Origin of the sequence: Bacteroides pyogenes DSM 20611 = JCM 6294 (assembly GCF_000428105.1) — a bacterium.
Taxonomy (GTDB): Bacteria; Bacteroidota; Bacteroidia; order Bacteroidales; family Bacteroidaceae; genus Bacteroides; species Bacteroides pyogenes.
The window spans coordinates 40,759-61,466 of the sequence record NZ_ATZH01000029.1 but is presented as its reverse complement, the minus strand read 5'-3'; the positions used below and the strand labels follow the sequence as shown (position 1 = coordinate 61,466).

Annotated in this window: 32 protein-coding genes and 2 tRNA genes; 31 read left to right on the top strand and 3 right to left on the bottom strand. The window is 41.1% G+C overall.

What is annotated here, in order from left to right:
* Window positions 1-195 precede the first annotated feature (195 nt).
* Window positions 196-1,404, top strand: a complete 1,209-nt coding sequence (locus tag C234_RS0108600) for a site-specific integrase (RefSeq protein WP_027325427.1) — start codon at window positions 196-198, stop codon at window positions 1,402-1,404.
* Between the two features lie 66 nt (window positions 1,405-1,470).
* On the opposite strand, the gene C234_RS0108595 is transcribed toward C234_RS0108600, so the two are convergent.
* Both C234_RS0108595 and C234_RS16790 read right to left on the bottom strand, forming a co-directional pair.
* Entirely contained in the window at window positions 1,471-2,055 is a 585-nt protein-coding gene (locus C234_RS0108595) for a DUF4468 domain-containing protein (protein WP_081688141.1), read from the bottom strand.
* Window positions 2,056-2,698: 643 nt separating this feature from the next.
* Window positions 2,699-3,337 carry a LexA family transcriptional regulator gene (locus tag C234_RS16790; RefSeq protein ID WP_051290214.1) on the bottom strand — a complete coding sequence of 213 codons (639 nt, stop codon included), beginning with the start codon at window positions 3,335-3,337 and terminating at the stop codon, window positions 2,699-2,701.
* Window positions 3,338-3,688: 351 nt separating this feature from the next.
* On the opposite strand from C234_RS16790, the gene C234_RS0108585 reads away from it, so the two are divergent.
* Both C234_RS0108585 and C234_RS0108580 read left to right on the top strand, forming a co-directional pair.
* On the top strand, window positions 3,689-3,898 hold the full coding sequence (locus C234_RS0108585; protein ID WP_027325425.1) for a MerR family transcriptional regulator: 210 nt from the start codon (window positions 3,689-3,691) through the stop codon (window positions 3,896-3,898).
* Window positions 3,895-4,146: a hypothetical protein gene (locus C234_RS0108580; protein ID WP_148295169.1), complete on the top strand. Its 252-nt coding sequence runs from the start codon at window positions 3,895-3,897 to the stop codon at window positions 4,144-4,146. Before C234_RS0108585 ends, C234_RS0108580 begins: the two co-directional genes overlap by 4 nt.
* 968 nt (window positions 4,147-5,114) lie before the next feature.
* On the opposite strand, the gene C234_RS0108565 is transcribed toward C234_RS0108580, so the two are convergent.
* Complete coding sequence (locus tag C234_RS0108565; RefSeq protein ID WP_027325422.1) at window positions 5,115-5,450, bottom strand: hypothetical protein; 336 nt, start codon at window positions 5,448-5,450, stop codon at window positions 5,115-5,117.
* A 407-nt stretch (window positions 5,451-5,857) separates the two neighbouring features.
* Between C234_RS0108565 and C234_RS16185 the strand changes: the two genes are divergently transcribed.
* From C234_RS16185 to C234_RS0108435, 28 genes are all read left to right on the top strand, one after another.
* The gene (locus tag C234_RS16185) at window positions 5,858-6,667 is read left to right on the top strand and encodes a recombinase RecT (protein WP_051290213.1); all 810 of its coding nucleotides are present in this window, start codon (window positions 5,858-5,860) and stop codon (window positions 6,665-6,667) included.
* A complete protein-coding gene (locus C234_RS0108555) occupies window positions 6,667-7,341 on the top strand; it encodes a lambda exonuclease family protein (RefSeq protein ID WP_027325421.1) in 675 nt (224 codons plus the stop codon). Before C234_RS16185 ends, C234_RS0108555 begins: the two co-directional genes overlap by 1 nt.
* A 7-nt stretch (window positions 7,342-7,348) precedes the next feature.
* A complete protein-coding gene (locus C234_RS0108550) occupies window positions 7,349-7,630 on the top strand; it encodes a hypothetical protein (protein WP_027325420.1) in 282 nt (93 codons plus the stop codon).
* 3 nt (window positions 7,631-7,633) lie between these two features.
* Entirely contained in the window at window positions 7,634-8,068 is a 435-nt protein-coding gene (locus C234_RS0108545; RefSeq protein WP_027325419.1) for a NinB/YbcN family protein, read from the top strand.
* Entirely contained in the window at window positions 8,065-8,241 is a 177-nt protein-coding gene (locus tag C234_RS17655; RefSeq protein ID WP_161625913.1) for a hypothetical protein, read from the top strand. The genes C234_RS0108545 and C234_RS17655 overlap by 4 nt, the downstream gene beginning before the upstream one ends.
* Entirely contained in the window at window positions 8,201-8,782 is a 582-nt protein-coding gene (locus C234_RS0108535; protein ID WP_034536676.1) for a hypothetical protein, read from the top strand. Before C234_RS17655 ends, C234_RS0108535 begins: the two co-directional genes overlap by 41 nt.
* A 5-nt stretch (window positions 8,783-8,787) precedes the next feature.
* A complete protein-coding gene (locus C234_RS17465; protein ID WP_034540765.1) occupies window positions 8,788-8,973 on the top strand; it encodes a hypothetical protein in 186 nt (61 codons plus the stop codon).
* Window positions 8,974-8,975: 2 nt separating this feature from the next.
* Window positions 8,976-9,413, top strand: a complete 438-nt coding sequence (locus C234_RS0108525; protein WP_428829122.1) for a DUF4494 domain-containing protein — start codon at window positions 8,976-8,978, stop codon at window positions 9,411-9,413.
* A gap of 192 nt (window positions 9,414-9,605) precedes the next feature.
* Window positions 9,606-9,676 (top strand) — tRNA-Gln (locus C234_RS0108520).
* Window positions 9,677-9,696: 20 nt separating this feature from the next.
* Complete coding sequence (locus C234_RS0108515; RefSeq protein WP_027325416.1) at window positions 9,697-9,987, top strand: hypothetical protein; 291 nt, start codon at window positions 9,697-9,699, stop codon at window positions 9,985-9,987.
* A gap of 46 nt (window positions 9,988-10,033) precedes the next feature.
* A tRNA-OTHER gene (locus C234_RS17460) sits at window positions 10,034-10,155 on the top strand.
* A gap of 179 nt (window positions 10,156-10,334) precedes the next feature.
* Window positions 10,335-10,997: a KilA-N domain-containing protein gene (locus C234_RS0108510; protein WP_027325415.1), complete on the top strand. Its 663-nt coding sequence runs from the start codon at window positions 10,335-10,337 to the stop codon at window positions 10,995-10,997.
* A gap of 82 nt (window positions 10,998-11,079) precedes the next feature.
* Entirely contained in the window at window positions 11,080-11,847 is a 768-nt protein-coding gene (locus tag C234_RS0108505) for a phage antirepressor KilAC domain-containing protein (protein WP_027325414.1), read from the top strand.
* Window positions 11,844-12,257, top strand: coding sequence for a DUF1064 domain-containing protein (locus tag C234_RS0108500; protein ID WP_027325413.1), 414 nt, complete (start codon window positions 11,844-11,846; stop codon window positions 12,255-12,257). Before C234_RS0108505 ends, C234_RS0108500 begins: the two co-directional genes overlap by 4 nt.
* A gap of 115 nt (window positions 12,258-12,372) precedes the next feature.
* Window positions 12,373-13,473, top strand: a complete 1,101-nt coding sequence (locus C234_RS18045) for a hypothetical protein (RefSeq protein ID WP_051290212.1) — start codon at window positions 12,373-12,375, stop codon at window positions 13,471-13,473.
* The gene (locus tag C234_RS18040) at window positions 13,370-14,098 is read left to right on the top strand and encodes a hypothetical protein (protein WP_248596496.1); all 729 of its coding nucleotides are present in this window, start codon (window positions 13,370-13,372) and stop codon (window positions 14,096-14,098) included. Before C234_RS18045 ends, C234_RS18040 begins: the two co-directional genes overlap by 104 nt.
* A complete protein-coding gene (locus tag C234_RS17790) occupies window positions 14,028-14,213 on the top strand; it encodes a hypothetical protein (RefSeq protein ID WP_154656403.1) in 186 nt (61 codons plus the stop codon). The genes C234_RS18040 and C234_RS17790 overlap by 71 nt, the downstream gene beginning before the upstream one ends.
* A 100-nt stretch (window positions 14,214-14,313) precedes the next feature.
* Complete coding sequence (locus C234_RS0108485) at window positions 14,314-16,509, top strand: DNA methyltransferase (protein ID WP_027325412.1); 2,196 nt, start codon at window positions 14,314-14,316, stop codon at window positions 16,507-16,509.
* Between the two features lies 1 nt (window position 16,510).
* Complete coding sequence (locus C234_RS0108480; RefSeq protein ID WP_027325411.1) at window positions 16,511-16,894, top strand: hypothetical protein; 384 nt, start codon at window positions 16,511-16,513, stop codon at window positions 16,892-16,894.
* Between the two features lie 5 nt (window positions 16,895-16,899).
* Window positions 16,900-17,046: a hypothetical protein gene (locus C234_RS17450; RefSeq protein ID WP_160169606.1), complete on the top strand. Its 147-nt coding sequence runs from the start codon at window positions 16,900-16,902 to the stop codon at window positions 17,044-17,046.
* A 26-nt stretch (window positions 17,047-17,072) separates the two neighbouring features.
* On the top strand, window positions 17,073-17,504 hold the full coding sequence (locus C234_RS0108470; protein WP_027325410.1) for a hypothetical protein: 432 nt from the start codon (window positions 17,073-17,075) through the stop codon (window positions 17,502-17,504).
* A 10-nt stretch (window positions 17,505-17,514) separates the two neighbouring features.
* On the top strand, window positions 17,515-17,775 hold the full coding sequence (locus C234_RS16165) for a hypothetical protein (RefSeq protein ID WP_034540767.1): 261 nt from the start codon (window positions 17,515-17,517) through the stop codon (window positions 17,773-17,775).
* Between the two features lie 17 nt (window positions 17,776-17,792).
* A complete protein-coding gene (locus C234_RS0108460) occupies window positions 17,793-18,290 on the top strand; it encodes a class I SAM-dependent methyltransferase (RefSeq protein ID WP_027325409.1) in 498 nt (165 codons plus the stop codon).
* A 304-nt stretch (window positions 18,291-18,594) separates the two neighbouring features.
* Entirely contained in the window at window positions 18,595-18,864 is a 270-nt protein-coding gene (locus tag C234_RS0108455; protein ID WP_152532445.1) for a hypothetical protein, read from the top strand.
* Window positions 18,848-19,210: a helix-turn-helix domain-containing protein gene (locus C234_RS0108450; RefSeq protein ID WP_027325407.1), complete on the top strand. Its 363-nt coding sequence runs from the start codon at window positions 18,848-18,850 to the stop codon at window positions 19,208-19,210. The genes C234_RS0108455 and C234_RS0108450 overlap by 17 nt, the downstream gene beginning before the upstream one ends.
* Before the next feature lie 81 nt (window positions 19,211-19,291).
* The gene (locus C234_RS16160; protein ID WP_052001902.1) at window positions 19,292-19,585 is read left to right on the top strand and encodes a DUF4406 domain-containing protein; all 294 of its coding nucleotides are present in this window, start codon (window positions 19,292-19,294) and stop codon (window positions 19,583-19,585) included.
* Between the two features lie 3 nt (window positions 19,586-19,588).
* Window positions 19,589-19,924, top strand: a complete 336-nt coding sequence (locus C234_RS0108440) for a hypothetical protein (RefSeq protein WP_027325406.1) — start codon at window positions 19,589-19,591, stop codon at window positions 19,922-19,924.
* A 147-nt stretch (window positions 19,925-20,071) separates the two neighbouring features.
* The gene (locus tag C234_RS0108435) at window positions 20,072-20,563 is read left to right on the top strand and encodes a hypothetical protein (protein WP_027325405.1); all 492 of its coding nucleotides are present in this window, start codon (window positions 20,072-20,074) and stop codon (window positions 20,561-20,563) included.
* Window positions 20,564-20,708 lie beyond the last annotated feature (145 nt).

Below are 20,708 nucleotides of genomic sequence, written 5' to 3'. Positions count from 1 at the left end.
TTCCCAAGCTGGGGGTCGCGAGTTCGAGCCTCGTTTACCGCTCTTTTTGAAAATCAGGCAGTTACAATATTTTGTAGCTGTTTTTTTTGTGTCATTTTTTCAAAACAAATCCCGCTTTTGATGGTTTTTGAATGGTTTTTGCTATATTTGTGGTGCAAATTTGGTGCAAATATTTGCACCGCATCAATCAAAATTATGGCAACTATTAGTTTCTACCTTGACACAAGGCGGGCAAAGAGTGATGGTACATATCCTTTAAAATTGAATGTGAGAAACAGAGGTAAATTCCTCTTATCAACAGGGTATTTCTCATATAAGGATAGATGGGACGGTAACGGATACACGAATAGCGAGCCGAACTACAAGACGAAGAACGCCGTGTTGCGTAAGATGATTAGCGACATGGAGAACGTTATATTCCGGCTTGACTTGGACGGGAAAATGAAAGAGATGTCGGATAATGCGTTGAAATCAGAGCTGGAGAAGTGCCTGCCGGGATATACTCCTAAAAAAAAGAAAGTATTTTTTATTGATTACATGACTGAATTTATGAATATGAAAGTCAAGCAGGGGACAAGAGATGTATATACGACGACGATAAATAAGCTAACAACATTCGACCGTACATGCACGTTCGACACAATGAATGTAGATTGGTTGAGACGGTTCGAAAGGCACATGATAGATTCAGGGATGAAAATAAACGCCTATGCCATTCACTTGCGCAATATCCGTGCGGTATTCAACTATGCCATTGACGAAGAAATAACAACCTTATACCCGTTCAGGAAATTCAAGATAAAGAAAGAAGAAACCCGGAAGAGATCATTGACTGTCGAGCAGTTAAGAGAATTAAGAGACTACCCGTGCGAGCCATATCAAGAGCGGTATAGAGATATGTTTATGCTAATGTTTTACCTTATCGGAATCAATGCTGTAGACCTGTTCAACGCAAAGGAATTGGTAAACGGACGGTTGGAGTATCACCGGGCGAAAACGGGGAAATTGTACTCTATCAAGGTGGAGCCGGAAGCAATGGAGATAATCAATAAATATAAGGGCAAAAATTATCTTCTCAACGTGATGGACGAGTACAAGAATCATAAGAACTTCTTACATCGCATGGGCATCGGCTTGAAACAGATTGGCGAATGTAAGCGTACCGGATTGGGAGGAAAAAAGCAAATCACCCCGTTGTTCCCTGATATATCCAGTTATTGGGCACGGCACACATGGGCGACTATTGCCGCAGGTCTTGATGTTCCGAAAGAGACAATATCGGCTGCTCTGGGGCATCAAATCGGATCTGAGGTTACGTCTATATACATTAATTTCGACCAAAAAAAAGTAGATGAAGCAAACCGAAAGGTGATTGACTTCTTGAATAGTGCCAAAGTTGAATAATTGTAAAGTGCCATTAATATATATGTCCTCTTTGTCTTTTTACTATAATTTTGCTATCTTTTTTCATTACCAATCAGATTCATTAGTATTGATGCTCTTTTGGATTTCATTAAATTGCAATTCGATAATATTAATGAGGTTTTCAAAAGCATCTTTATATCTTTTCTCTTCTCTGGATATTTTGTTTAATTTCTTTGGGCTGGCAATTGGATACTTAGAAAGAATGGATGTTTTGCAAATTCTTTGATCTTCTTCAGGATGAATCCAATTCCCTTCTATTTCAATATATTGCGAGATTATGTACTCTACTTTTATCTTTCCATCTTTACAATCTATTCGTAGCGTGTGTGGAACCTCAAAAAAAGTTTCCCTTCCCATCATACTATTTGTCCAAGAAAAAATATTAGAAAATACGCCTTTTGCTATGATAAATCTATTTTCGTCATTTTTTATTTGTATAACATTCTTTACATCTGCATAGGCTTTTCCTAAATAGACCAAAACATTACCAAATAATTCGCTAGAAGATTTATCTATCGACGAATTTATAATTTTAACAAAAGATAGACTTCCGTCATCGTTTATCGTATAATTATTTTGTGACATAACGAACATCGGAAGCAATGCCAATAAAATTAAAAGTCTTTTCATCCTGTTGTATATTGGTTACACGTAGTTATTTCCCTTTCTCTCTATGATGCTATCGCCTATATTACTCAAAAAAAACATTTGAAAGTCCGTATTCTTTTTCAAAAGCACCTTCGCTCAACTCCATCTTGGAAAGTAAAACTTCATCCTTTTTTTAACATTCATTTCAACAATAACCGTTATAACACGGGCTTATTTCCAGTATCTTTGTGTCAGCGTTTGTACGGAACGCGTCAATCAAGTTAGTAATTCAATAAACATATTCTCCAAAACGCTTAGTGAAGCACATTGGTTTGAATGGCGCAGAACCCGTACAATTTGACTGCGCCATTCTTTTTTATATACGGTTTTCAACTGCCCACCGTGCGGGACTTATCACCCCGTGAGATAAAAAGGCGGAGAGTAGAAATAGGTACGGATTTAAATCCTGCTCTGTGTCGAAGGGTTCACAACAGGTAACCAGTGTAGCGAAAGCGACAATCCGTAGGTCGGGAGATGCCTTTCCTGTTTATCTGCTTGGTTTTTCGATCTTTTTCACGCATTTTTGAGCGTGTGATAAGTTTTTAAAAAGCATCGAAAAACAACCCAATTAAATACTGGGAGAAAGAACCCGGTATATCATCTTAGCTCAAATAGCTTTTCATGCCTATATCGCATCTTTGCAAATCCATCCCTTAACGAGGAACATTTTTAAAATATCATCTTTTTCAATCTCAAAAGCCGGACTTTCCTCTTTATTCTCACTTTCGCATAACACACACCCATCGTTTTTGGATGGCTTAATATATTTAATTGTCCTATATCCGCTTTTGGTAACCACAAGGTATATCCGCCCCCATTCGATGAATTTCTCTCGCCACGGCATTAAAAGTACCACCTGTCCGCTCTTTATTACGGGGTACATGGAATCACCGTATGCGTTTATTGCAAACTCGCAATCAGAAAAACCGGGTATGATAATATCTACGAACGACTCATCAGGGTTATCGAGAAATTGTATACCTCCCATACTACCGTTTACGGTTGGGTAATATTTAATGGTTCTACCCAGACCGTGATTGAGAGGCTTTTCTTGTTTATACATATCCCCCCTGCCAGTAAGTATCCACTCTGTATTCCATGTGGGATATATCTCCGCAATTCTCTCTATCTTATTAGGCTGTATGGATTTCCGCATTCCAGATATAAATCCTTGAGATACCCCTATTTCACGACAGAAATCTGAATCTTTAATGCCGTAATCTTTAATTATCTCCTTAAGCCTTTCCTTGACGGTGTTTCCCATGATTTCGTTATTTATACTGTTTCTAAATTATAGCAATGCAATAATATTTTTACGGGATTTTATTGCAAATATTATAGCAATGCAATATATTTGCACTGTAAAACAAAACGGATATAAAAAGGGCTGTCACGGAAGCGCCCGTAATTCTATCAGTTCTGTATGTAAGCGATACAAAGATAGACAGTCCTTTTTAATTATCCAACAGTTTTCTAAATGTTTTACGGCAGATTGCGGCAGCGTGGAAGTTCCCGCAAGTAAAAAAAGAAATTGGTAAATCCTCGTCCGAGTAGTAAGCGAACTTCCACATAACGGCTTACGAAAAGATGGGGATTTCTTTTTAAAAAATGAACTATGGGACGCACTAAGATTCAAGCAAGGGTAGAGCCTGTGCCGAAAAGGTGGCTCAACAAGCAAGAGGCGATGGCGTATCTTGGAGTAGGGGAAGACTACTTAACGAAGCTAAGGAATAACGCAGAGGTTTCTTTCTCACAGGACGGACGGATGATATGGTACGAACTTGCGAGCCTTGATAGATTCGTACTAAAAAACAGGGTGGTATGATACGAAAAGATGACATGATGCGGAAGTACCAGATTGAGCAAGGGTTGAACGCTCTGTACAAGGATATAGAGAGAATCAACGGGATGGATGAAAAGGACGTATGCGATCGGTACAACGTGGATAGTAAGGAAGAGATTGTAGAGGTGATACAGGAAGAGATAGAGAGTTACGAATCGCTATTGAGCGAGATTGAAGACTACGAACCTAACTACGAAAAGACAGCAGACAAACCTTTCATTGTCTGGTAGCCCGTTGACGAAAGAGCGGCATCCGTGAGCGAGACACGGGCGGGCACAAATGGATAGTTCTTTGACTTATTGTAAAGTCTGTTACGGCTAAAAATATAACCCGTAACATAAACGACAATCATATTAACGCACATAAGCAAGTAGGAGCTTGCGAGCTGTGCAATGTTTAACGATTAATAGAAAACACCGCAAAATCGTCTTTGAGCAGTAAGCATACGAGGTAGGCGTTCGTACTGTTTTCGACACATATAATCCCGTGGCTTACCTAACTTTAGTTAAGCAGTAAAGCAACCATCGGAACGCTCACGGGAACGAACTTTAAAATTCATAGTTATGATAAAGAAATTTTTGACAAGGTTGAAAATTCGGAAACGACAATCTTTTTTCATTCGTCTTTACCTAAAGACACTTAAGTATTCGGGCGAACGCCCCGAAACTGCACTTGATACCGCTTGCGATGTATACTATGTTTATTTTGGTAAAATACCGACTTCCGTGTTAGAAAAACTCCGCAAAGAGCGGGATTATCCTTAATGAATATATCCATATTAGTCGGATGCGCGACAGCAATCGAAAATCCAACTTCCTAATTTTATCATTATGAAAAAAAGAACTCGCAGATCTCATTCCTCACAATATAGAAAAACGAGGAACAATGTTCACAAAGGGTTCTCCACCGAATTTTTGAAAAGCGATGAAGGTAAAGAGTTGTATTCTCGACTTCAAACGACAATTACAGATTACCATTTCCCTCCTTCGTGTTTATCAAAGATACTCTGTTCAATAATTCAAAAAATCCGTCTATTTTAATAGTTATGATAAAAAAAATACTACGCTACGTTCAACAACGCAGGGAAATTAAACTCCGCAAGTGGTGCGTGTCACAAGCGGCGAAAACAGATTGTAATGGTTACGACTTACCTTACATTGCCTATGATGTTTACAAATGGGTTATAAAGGGCAAATAATCATTTAAGCTCAATCGGTATATTGAACTTAATCTTAGATAGAGATGTTTGCTGTGTTTCGCTATCTCCCTTAGCACCTATTGTCAAAGCACCTAATAGAACGCCAATGCCTCCATGAGTACCGTCTTTTACGCCATCAGTGAGAGAAACCTCAAATTCCAAGTTTGAAATCATGGTCGCATTAGCACTTGGGCCCGGTGCGTTTTTTACATAAGGGATTCCATCTGAAACGATTCCTCCTGACGGAAGTACAGATTTGCCTGTAACCTTTTTAGCATCTGAAATTCCATCGTAAATATTTACGATTACGCTTTTTACAAATTCATTCAACTCCATAATTCTTAATTTTTAGTATTACACCTCAAAGTTAAGAAAATCCCCCAATATAACGAGATGTTGCCGACCGAATCGGTTTGGGGGAACAAACCAACACTAATTATTATGAGACTGAAACCTGTTATATTATTAGGATGCTGGATATTATCATCCATCGTCTTTCTGTCCGCTATGCTATACAGCGTATCACATGCGGAGCTTACAACAACGTTGTTTGTGTCTTTCTTTTTCGCAGCCTACTATTCAGTGAAGGTCGAGAAGCGGAAAGACGAGATTAACCGATTCTTTGAAAGATAAGTTGTTCATGATAGGAACCTTTGGTTAGGGTTTTTCGGTGTGCGGTCTGTGAAGATAGCGCACCTTTTCACTTAATACAGAAAGTTATATAACCATTAAAACATACGATTATGAGTTTATCGACAACAGTAGGACAATTGAAATCCCTATTAAGTGGGGAGAGTGTAAAATCAAGATTCCATGAAATCTTGGGGAAGAAAGCTGCCGGGTTTACGAGCAGTATTATATCAGTAGTTAATAGCAACAGCTTGTTGCAAGTAGCCGATCCTCAATCTGTACTGAATTCAGCAGTTATTGCCGCTACTTTAGATTTACCAATCAATCCCAATTTAGGGTTCGCTGCAATTGTGCCGTACAACGACCGCAAGTCGGGTAAATGTATCGCTCAATTCCAGCTTATGTATAAGGGATTAGTGGAGCTTTGCCTACGAAGCGGACAATTTGCATCCCTCATTGACGAGGTAGTATACGAGGGACAGATTGTCAAAAAGAATAAGTTCACCGGAGAATATATCTTCGATGAAGACGCAAAAACATCCAACAAGGTTATAGGCTATATGGCTTATTTCCGCCTTGTAAACGGATTTGAGAAGACATTCTATATGACATCAGAAGAGGTTACCGCTCACGCTAAAGCCTATTCTCAATCCTTTAAAAGCGGATACGGGGTGTGGAAAGACAACTTTGATATCATGGCGAGAAAAACCGTATTAAAGCTCCTTCTTTCTAAATACGCTCCAAAGTCCATAGAGATGCAACGTGCAATCACATTCGACCAAGCAGCTGTAAAAGGAGATTTAACAGAAACGAATGTAGATGAAGCTGAAATAGAATACATAGACAACGAATCCGGCTCCGACAAAATCAAACAGGCGGCAGAGGATGCGGTTATTCAATCCCAACAGAAAACCCTGTTATAATGGAAGCCCAGCGTACATTAGATTGGTATCGTGCGAGGCTTGGGAACGTGACAGGTTCCCGTGTCTCCGATATCATGAAATCAGGAAGAAAGAAAGAGGGTGTGTTCGGTGATACGGCAATGACTTATATCTATTCACTTGCCGCAGAAAGGGATATGAACCCCATCATTCTTGATGACGACATAGCATTCGAAGAATACCTCGAACAAGTCAATGTCGAAACCAAAGCAATGAGATGGGGAACGGAGCAGGAAGAGAACGCACGCTCTTTCTATGAAAGAGTAACAGGTAGGCGGATAGTCGAGGTCGGTTCATGCAAACATCCGACAATCGAGCACTTCGCAAGCAGCCCTGACGGTTTTTTTTATGACGAGGACGCAAAAGAGAAAGGTGTTATTGAAATAAAATGTCCCTCACAGGCTGTCTTCATGCGATATGCAGCGAATGTATCCGACAATGAAAGCTTGTTGAGAACGGAACCAAAGTACTTCTATCAGTGTATGGCTCATATGATGTGCACAGAGGCTGATTGGTGCGATTTTGTTGTATTCAATCCCTTTCAGTCGCACCCTATGCACATTGCGAGGATATACCCTGATTTGGGCGTATTCAAGGAAATGGAAAGCCGTATAATACAAGCGGATGAACTAATCAACTCCCTAATAAAAAGATAACTTAATTATGAGTAATTTGTATGGTTCGCTCTGCGTGAGCGACATTCCCAAAGAGCTTTTCAAGAAAGCTGAAAACGGTAAGATATACTTGAATATCGCCGTGATTGAGAGAAAAGAAGTGTCCCAATTCGGGCATACGCATTTCATTTCCTGCGCTCCGAAGCAGGAAGAGCGCAAAGAGGGTGTCAACTACTTCTGCGGCGATATGAAGACATTCGCCCCGAAAACTCCCACCCCCGAACAGGTAGAACAGGCTCCTCCTGCACCTATAGACGACCTCCCCTTTTGATGTATGCAGTACGATGGAAACAATCCCCTGCATGTAGAACAAGCACGTACACGACTTGAACAGCTTATCAAGAATAAGAAAGTGTTCGAGTTGACAGAGAAGAAGCCTAAGAGAGGTTTGTCACAGAACAGGTATCTGCACACTATCTTGGGTTTCTTTGCTTGTGAGACAGGCAACACCCTTGAATGGGTGAAGCAACAATACTTCAAGAAGCTGGTGAATCCTGCGATGTTCATCCGGGAAAAGGAAGATAAGTATTTGGGCACAATCAAAGTGCTTCGCTCTTCTGCCGACCTTGATACTGCTGAAATGACAACCGCAATTGAGAGGTTCAGAAATTGGGCAAGCGCAGAGGGCATATATTTGCCATCCCCCGATGAAGAGAGGATACTCCAACTTATGGAAATAGAGATAGAACGTAATAAGCATTACTTATGAAAATCGAACTCCGGGCACAGTCCTACAAAGCAATCATTGAGGCTCTGGAAGCCATGTGCCCGGAGCCGAGAAACGACAAAGAGTATAACAGGCAGCGCAGGTTCAGGCTTGCGTTGAAAGAAATTAAGAGATATGGAAAAACAAGAATTAAAAATCAACGTGCCGATTCCTGATGGGATGGTATTAAAGAGTGTAAGAAGCGAAATTAAAGACGGTACAGTAGTGATTATCCCCGAATACGAAGAGAATCCGAAGTATAAGGATGGTGACATATTGGCGTTGTCGGATGGTTCTGTCCTTATCTACGATCCGGACAATTCTAAATTAACCTGGAATATTGGGAATAATTACTACGCTGCGATAAGAAATGACTCCTCTTTGTCAATAAATAACAGAAGAGATTCCTCTTCATTTTTCGGGATCTGTAATGATATACGAGGTTTCGCCACCGAAGAAGAAAAACAGAAACTCTTTGGCGTTTTCGCTAAAAACGGGTATAAATGGAATGCGGAGACAAAAGAACTCAAAAAGGTTTTGCCACGAGCTGCGAAAGGTGAAATATTCTTCACGTTCAGCGGATTCTTCGACATCTACCAAAATAAGGAAAAATGCGACCTTTTGTGTGACCTCTATTACAAAGCAGGCAACTACTTCCTCACCGAAGAAGAAGCTAAGAGAGCGGCGGACAAGGCTAAGGAAGCTATTAAAAGATAGAGTTTATGAGCATCAATTGTTCGCTTTCAATAATGAACGACAAGGTGGAGGTGGAAATGAGGGCTGTCTCCGCCTTGAACAAAGTTAAAGAAGAAGAGAAGAAACACATCGGGCGTATGGTGACATTGAGAACGACAAACGGAGTAATCAAGACCACACGACCAGAGATTTATAAACATTTAATTAGATAACAATGAAAGATTATTTTTTGTGCAAAATCCGCTACGAGAAGACAATGGAAAACGGAATGCAGAAGAAAGTAACGGAGCCTTACCTCGTAGAAGCTTTGAGTTTTACAGAGGTGGAGGCACGGATTATCGAAGAAATGACGCCGTTTATCACAGGTGAATTTGCTGTTTCGGACATAAAACGTACCAACTACAGCGAGCTATTCCCATCTGATGAGGAATCAGCCGATAAATGGTATGAGGGCAGATTAGCCTTTATCACGCTTGACGAGAAGAGCGGGAAAGAGAAACGTACATATACCAACGTGCTTATTCAAGCGTCCGACATTCAGGATGCAATGAAGAAGCTGGACGAGGGTATGAAGGGGACGATGGCGGATTACCAGTCCATATCGCTGAAAGAAACGGCGATTATGGATGTGTATCCGTACATTGGACGATAACAAGGTCGGGCTTTGCAAGGCGCACCTCCACTCTGCATGGTGGAGACGGGGCGGACGCAAACAGGCATGCAGAGTAGAATATCGCCCATCGGGGTTCGATTCCCCGAAGTCCACGAATGAAGTATCTTAAGAAGGCTTCATAGAGGATGCCGCCGAGTATGCAAGCATAGGCGGAATAACATCCTCGCCCAACGGAATATAGTGTAATGGCAGCACAATAGATTTTGAATCTATTAGTGGCGGTTCGAGTCCGCCTGTTTCGACTAATTAAAACAATTGAGATATGAATAAAATTTACACATTATGCCGTTCCGTAGAGGAATCCGATGCGCTTGGGCATTTTATTATGAGAAAAGGATATGAGGGTGTGCAGAATGATAGTTACAGGTATTGCAGACTTGAGATAGAATGGGCTATTAAGGAAAATTCAAGACATTACAGAAACTACTGCTTCGTTGGAGTAAATGGCTGCCAAATGGTGGTCGGTAAAAACAAAAAAGAAATGAGGCGTAAAGGCTCTTATAAATACATTGAAAAAGAGCGAATGTTTAGAATGTTGTTAGGAATACACTGAATGCACTACATCAAAATAAAAAACAACACAATTTAAGTAGATTGTTGGTGCGATAGTGTAATGGAGCATTACGGACAGGGACGAGACGCAACGGCAGTTTATCGAAATTGTATCGGGCGCAAGTGAGACGGGATGCCGTAAATGCAGGTTCGAATCCTGCTCGCATCACAAATTAATAATTAAAACTTATACGTAATGATTAAAGAAGCATATTACTACAACAACACCGAACTGTTATGCGAAAAGTAAGCACTAAGCAAGCCGCACGCAACAGAGAGGTAGCAAGAATTAAGTCTAAGCTACCTCTTTTTTGTGCCATCTAAGATGTAAACTTAAAATCAAATTATATGAAAACAAATCAGGAAATGGTTCGCAAGATGGGGACATTTAATGTTATCCAGCGGACAAAGGACGGTATGTTCAACGCTACAGAATTACTCAAACAGTGGAATAAGAATAATGGTCAGCAAAAACAGATGGTTCATTATACCGATAATGCTTCCACGAAAGAGTTTATAAACGCCTTGCTTATAGAGGAATCTCTTAAAGAACGGAATTCCGTTGTTATGCAATCGAGAGGGAAAAAGGGAGGTACTTGGATGCATCCACTACTTTTCATAGACTTTTGCATGTGGTTAAATCCGGGATTCAAAGTAAAAGTTTTGAAATTCGTATCTGATGAAATGATAAAGTACCGTAATGAAGCCGGAGATGCTTACAAGGAATTGAGTTCCGCAGTAATGAAGATAGTCCCAAAAGACTTCATGCCGAAAGCTATGCAGAAAATCGGAGAAGCATTGAACTGGGTAATATTCAACAGCCACGAGAAGCAGATGCGGAATAAGCATGGAGAAGAAGCCAAACAACGGGAACTGTACCAGCTTGAGAAAAAGCTGGCAGACCTAATCAATGAGGGATTTATCCCAACCTATGACGGTTTGATTAATTATCTAAGAAACCAGTATCACAAGAGGAATAACCCTCGAGTATTTTTAACGAAATCAGCATGAAACAAACAAAGTTATTCAACCGGATATGCCGCTTCGATGAGGGGGCGGCAAGGAGATATTTCAGATTATAATAAATTACGATATGAACGAAGTTAAGATTTTTCATAACGAGCAATTCGGGCAAGTTCGGGTTGCAATGAGCGAGAGTAATGAGCCATTGTTCTGTTTGGCGGACGTGGCAAAATCCTTAGGTTACTTAAATCCTGCAAAGGCTGTTATAGACCATTGCAAGGGGGTTACTGTTTTGGAAACCCCTACACCGGGAGGTATTCAACAAATGAAATACGGCAAAGAGAGTGAGGTGTACCGATTAACAATGAAGTCCAACCTGCCGAACGCTGAAAAGTTCCAAGATTGGGTTTGCGATGAAGTGCTTCCGTCCATTCGTAAGCATGGGGCGTATATGACAAGCGATACGATTGAAAAGGCTCTGACATCTCCCGATTTTCTCATTCAGCTTGCAACCAATCTAAAAGAGGAGAAGCAAAAGCGCATTGAAGCTGAACAGAAGATACAGCAGGATGCTCCAAAGGTGTTGTTCGCCAAAGCGGTGGAAACCTCTCAACGCAGCTGCCTTGTGTCCGAACTCGCAAAGATACTCCAACAGAACGGGGTGAGCATCGGGCAAAACAGGCTGTTCCAATGGTTGAGGAACAATGGTTATTTGTGTTCTAAAGGTCAGTACTACAACCAGCCTACCCAAAAGTCAATGGAGTTGGGATTGTTTGAAATCAAGCAGACAACAATCAACAAGCCCGATGGGACGATACTCGTCTCTACGACTACAAAGGTCTCGGGTAAAGGACAAATCTACTTTGTGAATAAGTTCTTAGGTAAGGAGGTAGCATGAAACAAAAATACTTCGCAAGGAAAATCAAGAACGCATTCGGAGTATTCGACAGCAAGACCGAATACGAACGCTTCCTGTATTTGAGATCAATGCAAGACAGAGGCATAATACAAGGGCTACAGCGGCAAGTAAGCTTCGAGATAATACCAAAGCTTGTCAAGATGGTAAAAGTGCCGCTAAAGACAAAAATAAAGCTCGTTGAGAGGGTGGATGAGCAGGCAGCACATTACACCCCTGACTTCTGTTATTACAGAGATGGGAAATACATCATCGAGGAAGTGAAATCGAAAGGAACGGCTCTTGCAAGAGATTATCCCTTACGCCGTAAGCTTATCAAACAGCTCATCGCCCGGCACAATCAATCTGTCGGGAGTGAGGAATGGGTATTTAACGAAATCAAAAGCGTATGACATACAGGTTAACAGCACGTGCCTTTCCCAACGGAGAGGTATGGTTCTTTGAAAAGGAAGTCAGAGAAAAATATGGAACTCTTCGCCTGAAATTACGAAACAAATAATAATCGCAATGGACGGATTTATAAAACTAAGCCGCAAGTTCTTCTCGAATGATTTGTGGAATGAAGCCCGGACTTTTAGCGCTTGCGAAGCGTGGTTAGATTTAATACAATCAGCACGATTTGAAGCAACGCCACGAAAGGTGAGTATCGGAGGTCGAGAAGTAATCTGTGCACGTGGGCAATATCCTGCATCTATCAGGCATTTAGCCAAGCGATGGAGATGGACGGAAAGAAGAGTGCGAACCTTTTTATCTCATCTGAAAAAAGAAGAGATGATAACTATTCAAGTGGAGCAAGGAATAAGCTTGATTACTCTTTGCAAATACGATGAATATAATTCGAGTGACACAGCGAACGACACAGTAAGTGACACAGCGAACGACACAGTAAACTCGTTAACAATCAGCCAATTGCAACCCGAAGTGACACAACGAGTGACACAGCCGTTGACACAGCAAGTGACACACCCTATTGCAACGGCTGATAAAGTGCCCGGTGAGGCGGCAATTAGTGCAGCAAGTGACACAGTAAATACTCTGACAATCAATCAATTACAGCGGCAAGCGACACGAGGAACAGGAAGTGGCACAGATAACACGCTAAAAAACAGCGATTTAGGGGATGAAGCGACACAAATACAAAGAAAGATATTATATAATATACTTGATAATAATAAAAAGAAAGAAACTACTCCTAAAGGAGTAGCAAAGAAAGAAAATCTTTCTTTGTCCCGGAAAGTTGAGAGGGTGGACTATAACGGATTGATGGAATACTATAACGAAACTTTCAAGGGCAAGCTGTCACAGATAGCATCCATGAGCGAAAATCGGAAAAAGGCTGTAAGGGCGCGAATCGCCGAATACGGGAAAGAGTCCATACGGACAGTGTTTCAAAATGTGCTAAACAGTCCGTTCCTGCTCGGGCACAACGACAGGAATTGGAAAGCTGATTTTGATTGGATATTCAAACCTGCAAAATTCACAAGAATATTAGAAGGGAATTACAATGGGAAACGAACTGATACTGCGGCAACAAGAAGAGAATCGGTTAGCCGCCTTAAAAACATCGCCGGAGCAATATTGCAAGGCTCTCAGCCCGAAGACGTATGATGATGTGTTCGATAGCCACGAGCCGTCAATCGTGACGATAAAGATGAGATACGGAGAACTGAACGCTCGTGCGGCTGTCGCATATCTCCTTGCCGACGCTTTAGAATTTTTCAACGCAGGGGAAACAATGTCGGATACACAGGTGGCAATGACGGTAGACCTGATAATCGAGGAATACCCGCACCTTAAAACTGACGACCTTAAACTCTGCTTTAAGAATGCGATGAAGCTAAAGTACGGGCAAATATACAATCGGATAGACGGGCAGGTGGTATTGTCGTGGTTGAAGAAGTATAATTCAGAGCGATGCTCTATTGCTGACAACCAGTCATACAAAGAGCACAGGCTTTTAATTGAGTCTGACAGCAAGCCTACTTCCGGGATGTTCTACGAAGAATACAGGGCGGAGCTTCAAGAGAGAGCGAGAAACGGCGACAAAGACGCTGTTACAGCTCTGGAATTATCAGACAGGATAAGCAACATGATTCAAGAACGCAGAGTTGAAAGGCAGAAGAAAGATTTGAATGCGTTTTACAAAAAATTGGAATCTGAAAATGAAACTGACAATCAAATGGAACAAGAAAGCCACACCCGACATCATGGAGCGGATAAGGAAGAGGTTTAACCTGTCCTCTTACATATCCGTCAATTGGGAAACTCCGGGAGAGTTCAGCGAGTCCGATTTGCCGGACTTGGAAAAGGTGGCTGATTTGGGATACATAGAAATTAGAAGAAAATGAAACGAGAGATATTCTCTTATGCCGTGATTGCGATAGCTTTTGCGGCATTTTTATATGCGAGAAAATAACCGAGTGGTTTATAATGAAAATGATATGAGACATGAACGAATATATGGATTTTTTAGAAAAAAAGAAGAAAAATATAGCCAATAGCGGGTTTGAAGTTTTGGAAAACGAATTAAACGAGAACCTATTCCCATTTCAGAGATATTGTGTAAAAAGAGCATTAAGCGCGGGGAAGTTCGCGATGTTCGAAGATTGCGGTCTTGGTAAGACCATACAACAACTTGAATGGGCAAAGCAGGTAACCGAACACACTCGTATGCCTGTGATAATACTTGCTCCTTTGGGGGTTGTTCCACAGACCATCCAAGAGGGTAATAAGTTTGGGTATTCCGTTAAAGAGTTAGGACTTACAGTATTCGACCAAGACCTATCACCCGGAATCTATATAACTAATTATGACAACATGGATAACATTGATTGCTATCTATTTTCGGGGGTTGTACTTGACGAAAGCTCTATTCTGAAAAACTTCGATGGAAAAACAAAGGGAGCTATTATTAGAGAGTTCAAGGATACCCCTTACAAGCTTGCATGCACTGCCACTCCGTCCCCTAATGATACAATGGAGCTGTGTAATCATGCCGAGTTTCTTGATGTAATGAGCAGAAACGAGATGCTTGCTATGTATTTTGTGCATGATGGGGGATCTACGTCTTCGTGGAGATTGAAAGGGCATGCCGAGCAGTCTTTTTGGGACTTTGTATCGACGTGGGCGGTGATGCTATGCAGCCCGTCTGATATAGGATTTGACGGATCAGGGTATGTTCTTCCCAAGCTTAACATAGTCGAGGAGATGGTAGAAGTGGAGAAAAGAGATAACGGAATGTTGTTCAACGATGTAGCCGTATCAGCAACTTCTTATCATTCTGAACTTCGAGATACGATGAATGAAAGGCTTTCTCGCGTAGCGGAGATTGTAAATAGTTCAGATAAGGAGTTCATTGTTTGGATAGGTCATGACGAAGAGGGAAAGATACTGAAGCAATTGATTCCCGGCGCTGTGGAAGTGAAAGGAAGCGACAGCAAAGGGTATAAAAAGGATAGGCTTTTGGGCTTTGCAAAGGGGGAATTCAGGGTTCTTATTACAAAGTTGAAGATTGCGCAATTTGGGCTGAATTATCAGAATTGCAACAATCAGATATTCGCTTCACTTGACTTTTCATTCGAATCCACATATCAAGGAATAAGGCGGTCCTATAGGTTCGGTCAGAAGAACGATGTTAATATCTACCTTATTACAACAGACACAATGCAGAATGTTCGTAAATCATTCGATGAAAAACAAAGGCAGTTCAATGAAATGCAGAAGGCCATGAGCATGGCCACTAATCGAAATGTGAATAGAAAAATAAAACTTATGAAAACAGAATCGAAAAAAATGTATGAGTCGGAATCGTGTAATATCCGGCTTGGAGATTGCGTACAATTGATTAAAGATGTGCCGGATGATAGTGTAGGGTTCTCCATATTCTCACCGCCTTTTGCCGAGCTTTATACATACTCTGATAAACTCGAGGATATGGGAAACTCAAAAGATTACAAGGAGTTCTTTACCGCATTCCGGTTCTTGGTAAAAGAACTATATCGGGTTATGTGGAGCGGGCGTAATGTGGCTGTACACTGCATGGATTTGCCAATACAGAAAGGAAAGGAAGGATATATAGGGCTTCGTGACTTCTCCGGAATGATACTGGACGCATTCACGGATGCCGGATTCATCTATCATTCCCGTGTAACCATTTGGAAAAACCCGGTAACAGAGATGCAGCGTACAAAGGCTCTTGGGCTTCTGCATAAGCAAGTGAAGAAAGACGCCGCTATGTCAAGGGTTGGTATTCCGGATTACTTAATGGTTTTTCGTAAACCGGGAGAACATAAAAACCCTGTGCGGTGCAACATATCCGTAGATACGTGGCAGAAATACGCATCCCCTGTGTGGATGGATATAGATTATTCCAACACACTTAACGGGAATAAGGCTCGGGAAGAGAAAGATGAGAAGCATATATGCCCATTGCAACTCGAAACTATCAATCGCGCAGTAACATTGTGGAGTAATGAAGGGGATACCGTGCTAACCCCATTTCTTGGTATAGGTTCGGAAGTGTACCAATCAATTAAGCTTGGACGGATTGGAATTGGGTTTGAATTAAAAGAAAGTTATTTTAATGAAGCAATAAAAAACTGCAAATTGGCAGAATTTGAGAGCCAACAAAAAACATTATTCTAACATGCAAGGAAGTAATGAACTGAATACACGGACGAACATAGTATTCGTCCTTACCGATGTCCTTGAGACAAACTTAATGGACATGGAGAATGAGTACAGGAAGCAGGGGTTCGGGCTAAGGCACGACACGAAGCGCAACTACAATACCGCCATCGCTTCAATCAAGAAGATTAAGCGGGATGTAGACCATTGCAGCCAAGAGACACAGGAGAATTTCGGGAATGATGCCGATGTGGTGAACGCCCTGTTATTGACGCTCATAGACAGATGCGGGGATGACGACGAACTTGCGTTCAAGTTCTACAACTATATAAAATCGTTCCCTTCGAAACTAAAGTTGAACTTAAAGATGGATGATGCCTTTGCTCATCTGTTTGAAAAATGAAATACTTGATACTAAAGCAGGAAATAATCACGGGTGATTCAAAGCTGATCATCCGTGAGAACGTAGAAACCTCCGATGTCGAGGGATTCAGAAAAGAGATTAAGATGGCAATGCGTTGCGACAGGGTGTTGTTGACGTATTGCGAAGTTTAATTCAAAACAATATAAAAAAGAATATTATGGCAAAGATTTATGTAGCAAGTAGTTGGAGAAATGTATTTCAACAGGACGTTGTAGCTATTCTCCGTGATTTAGGACATGAGGTATACGATTTTAAGAATCCCCCTCATGGAAATGGTGGATTCCAATGGTCTGATATAGATCCAGATTGGCAGAACTGGACAACGGAGCAATATAGAGAAGCGCTTAATCACCCAACTGCACAGAAAGGTTTTGATTCAGATTTCAACGGTATGCAGTGGGCTGATGTCTGCGTTATGGTTCTTCCTTGTGGCCGGTCAGCTAATACGGAAGCTGGCTGGATGAAAGGTGCAGGTAAGAGGGTGATGGTTTATTCTCCGAAAAAGGAAGAACCGGAACTTATGTATAAGATATACGATTTTGTAAGTGATAACATATTTCGTATCAACGATAAGATAATTGGAGTATAACAATACAGATATGAACGATGTGCTATTCAAAAAAATAAAAAGAGCAAATTGTAAATACGCTGAATACTTATCAGCTTGCGATGAAGTAGCTAAGGCTGCTCAAAAACATATAAATTGGAACGATAACGTAGGTTGTGCCTATATGCCGAGCGACGGTCTTTGTGTGGAGATTGAAGCCAATGTTTGCCCGGCTACAAGATTCTTTGAGCTACCTGAACTTATCGGTGATGATATGATTGATGAATACACATATAGAACCAATTGTATTTAATTTAAATCAAAACAAAAATGAGCAAAACGAAAAAGATATTAGACGCTTGTTGCGGAAGCCGGATGTTTTGGTTCGATAAGCACAACCCTCTTGCGATATATGTGGATAAGCGTTCCGAAACTGTTACGGCCAAGGACCGGGATAAAATAAGGACTATCGAAATAAAACCGGACGTAGTAGCCGATTTCACCAGCTTACCGTTTGAAGACAATTCTTTTTATATAGTTGTTTTTGACCCTCCGCACCTTAAGACACTTGGAGAAAAATCATGGATGGCAAAAAAGTATGGTAAACTTTCAGATGATTGGCGGGAAGTCATAGAAAAGGGCTTTAATGAGTGCATGAGGGTTTTAAAGCCTAACGGAACGCTCGTATTCAAATGGAACGAAAGCGAGATAAAGGTATCTGATGTATTATCCCTTATTCCTTACAGGCCCTTGTTCGGGCACACGACGGGAAGGCAGAGTAAGACGATGTGGATGTGCTTCATGAAAGATGCAGATAATAATATATAATAGAATAGTATGAGTAACAATTTAAAAAACGCAATCTGCGCATTCATTGCGTGTATAAGCGCCTACTTATACGGAGTATCAGAAACTAATTCATGGTACATAATCAGTAATAAACCTTCGGAGGATGTATCTATGATTTCAGAAATGCTATTTGTTCTTTTTGCCGCATTTTTTATATGTAGATTTTTTATTGAAATATCCGATTGGGATTAATGAAAAGAAAGATATGAATAAAGATAAAATGATTAAATGGATAGCTAGCCGTAACGTTGGCTTATCTTCAAGAACAATGTGGGGTGCGCTAATGGGAACCAAGTGTGACGGAAGCGATTACCCACGTGATGTAGATGACTTTTCACGCTGTTACTCCCTCTACGTGTTTTGTGAGGTTTCCAAAGAAGATTTGGAGCGAGTTGCAGCCGTTTATCCTTATTGGAAGCCTATTGTAGAACGTTGGGATGAACTCTGTTCAATGTACGAGAAAAGAGACTACGGGGGCATCTATAAGGCTTTAAGCTCAATGCGCGAAAGGATTATGGGACTAAAGAATCTGGATAATGTTGGACTTAAATAAATTAGAAACAAAACTCAACGAAGCTCTTGAAGAAGAAACGGTAGAGAGCATTAAACTCTGGGTGAATATGAACAGAATAATTAAAACAGTATGCTCCCACTTCTCGATAACGGAAGGGAAGCTAAAGAGAAAGACAAGAAAGAGGGAGGTTGTACTCCCTCGACAGGTCGCAATGTATCTGGCTGTCAAGCATACGGAGCTATCTACTGATGAGATAGGTGGTTCTCTTGGTAAAAGCCGTATGACCGCTTTATACAGCTTCTACAAGATTAGAGACCTTATGAAGATTGATAAGCAGTTGGAAGAACAAGTAAAAGATATGGAGGAAGAACTATATGGAAGATAAACTAATGACTGCGGTTATTGCATGCTTCGCCGCAGGGGTAGTGTTTGGAGCGTGCATAGGACTACTAATAGGAATAATGTTATGAAAAAGAAGATGTACATAAGCCTGCCGATAACAGGTCGGCAACTCGATGAAGTAAGGGAATATGCGGAGAGCATGAAACTTCATTGGGAGAAATTGAGATACGATGTGATTACTCCGTTTGACGTATCGCCAGACCCTGATAAGCCATATTCATTCCACATGGGCAAGTGCATTGAAGCATTGCTTGAATGTGATGAAGTCTACTTCTGTTTGGGTTGGCAACGTTCGAAAGGGTGTATGGCGGAATTTGAGATTGCGAAAATTTATGGTAAGGAAATATTAATCGGATAATTTATGACACACAAAGAAGTTTGGAAGGCTCCGTTTAGAACGTCCTTCCCGTATATTTTTACCTCTAATGGTAAAATGGCATTAACTATTTACGACGATAAGGCAAAAAGACTCTTAGATACAATCTGTTCTATTTTGAATGGTAAAGGAGGGACTATAAAAACTGTTGAACGAGAAGACGCTATTACTTTCTTGGTAAACGGTAGCGTATTGGTGGTACGTGGTTGGGGTTATCTCACAGGTATCGGAGGGCTGAACTTGCCCGAAGAAGAAGCGGCTAAAATACAAGACGAGTTTTCCGACTGGATATACGAAATCTTAAAAGCCCATGTGTTATGAGACAAACCGTTGAATCCGCCTCTCTGGAGTACTTTAACAAGAACTCCAAGTACCGCCCGGAGATGGAGGAAGTTGTCCGCACGGCCTTTGAGGCGGGTGCGGAGTGGAAAGAACAAATTTTAAACAACCAACAAAAAATAAGAAACCATGAAAGTAGAAATCAAAACAACAAGAGAGGTTGATGTAAAGTATCTGAAAGTAGATGCAGGTGTACGGTATTTTGAAGACGCCGAAGTAAACGGCGAAAGAGATATAGACTTTTGCGAAAGCAAAGGGCAAGGAGTTCCCAAAATTCCCTGCGTGGTAAAAGTTAAAGAAGAACCGGAGAGAAATATCTATTCTGACCATTACCGCTGGTGCCCGGTTATTAATGTTGAGACCGGGCAAATCGTAGATTGGCCTAAAGGAGTTGATGCGGACATCCACTACAAGGTTTGCGATGACGGAACGTATTCCCTGCTCGATAAGGATAAGAATGTGTTGATAGAAGTTAACAGCTACGTCCCGGACATCCTTTGCCCGAAAGAAGAGGGCTATGGGGATTACATCATTATGGACGTTGACGAGGACGGGTATATTGCCGGATGGAAATGCAACCAACAGCTGATTTGCGGACTAATTGAGGGGGATTTCAATTGAATTGATTAGGGGGATTAAACATGCTGATAGTAAAAGAATATAAAACGAGACCTGAAAGCGATGGTCAGATTTTCGTTGAGCTAACAAGTAATAGAGGGCTTGACGTGGAGAACTGTGACAGGCTTGGATATTGGTGTGATAAGCC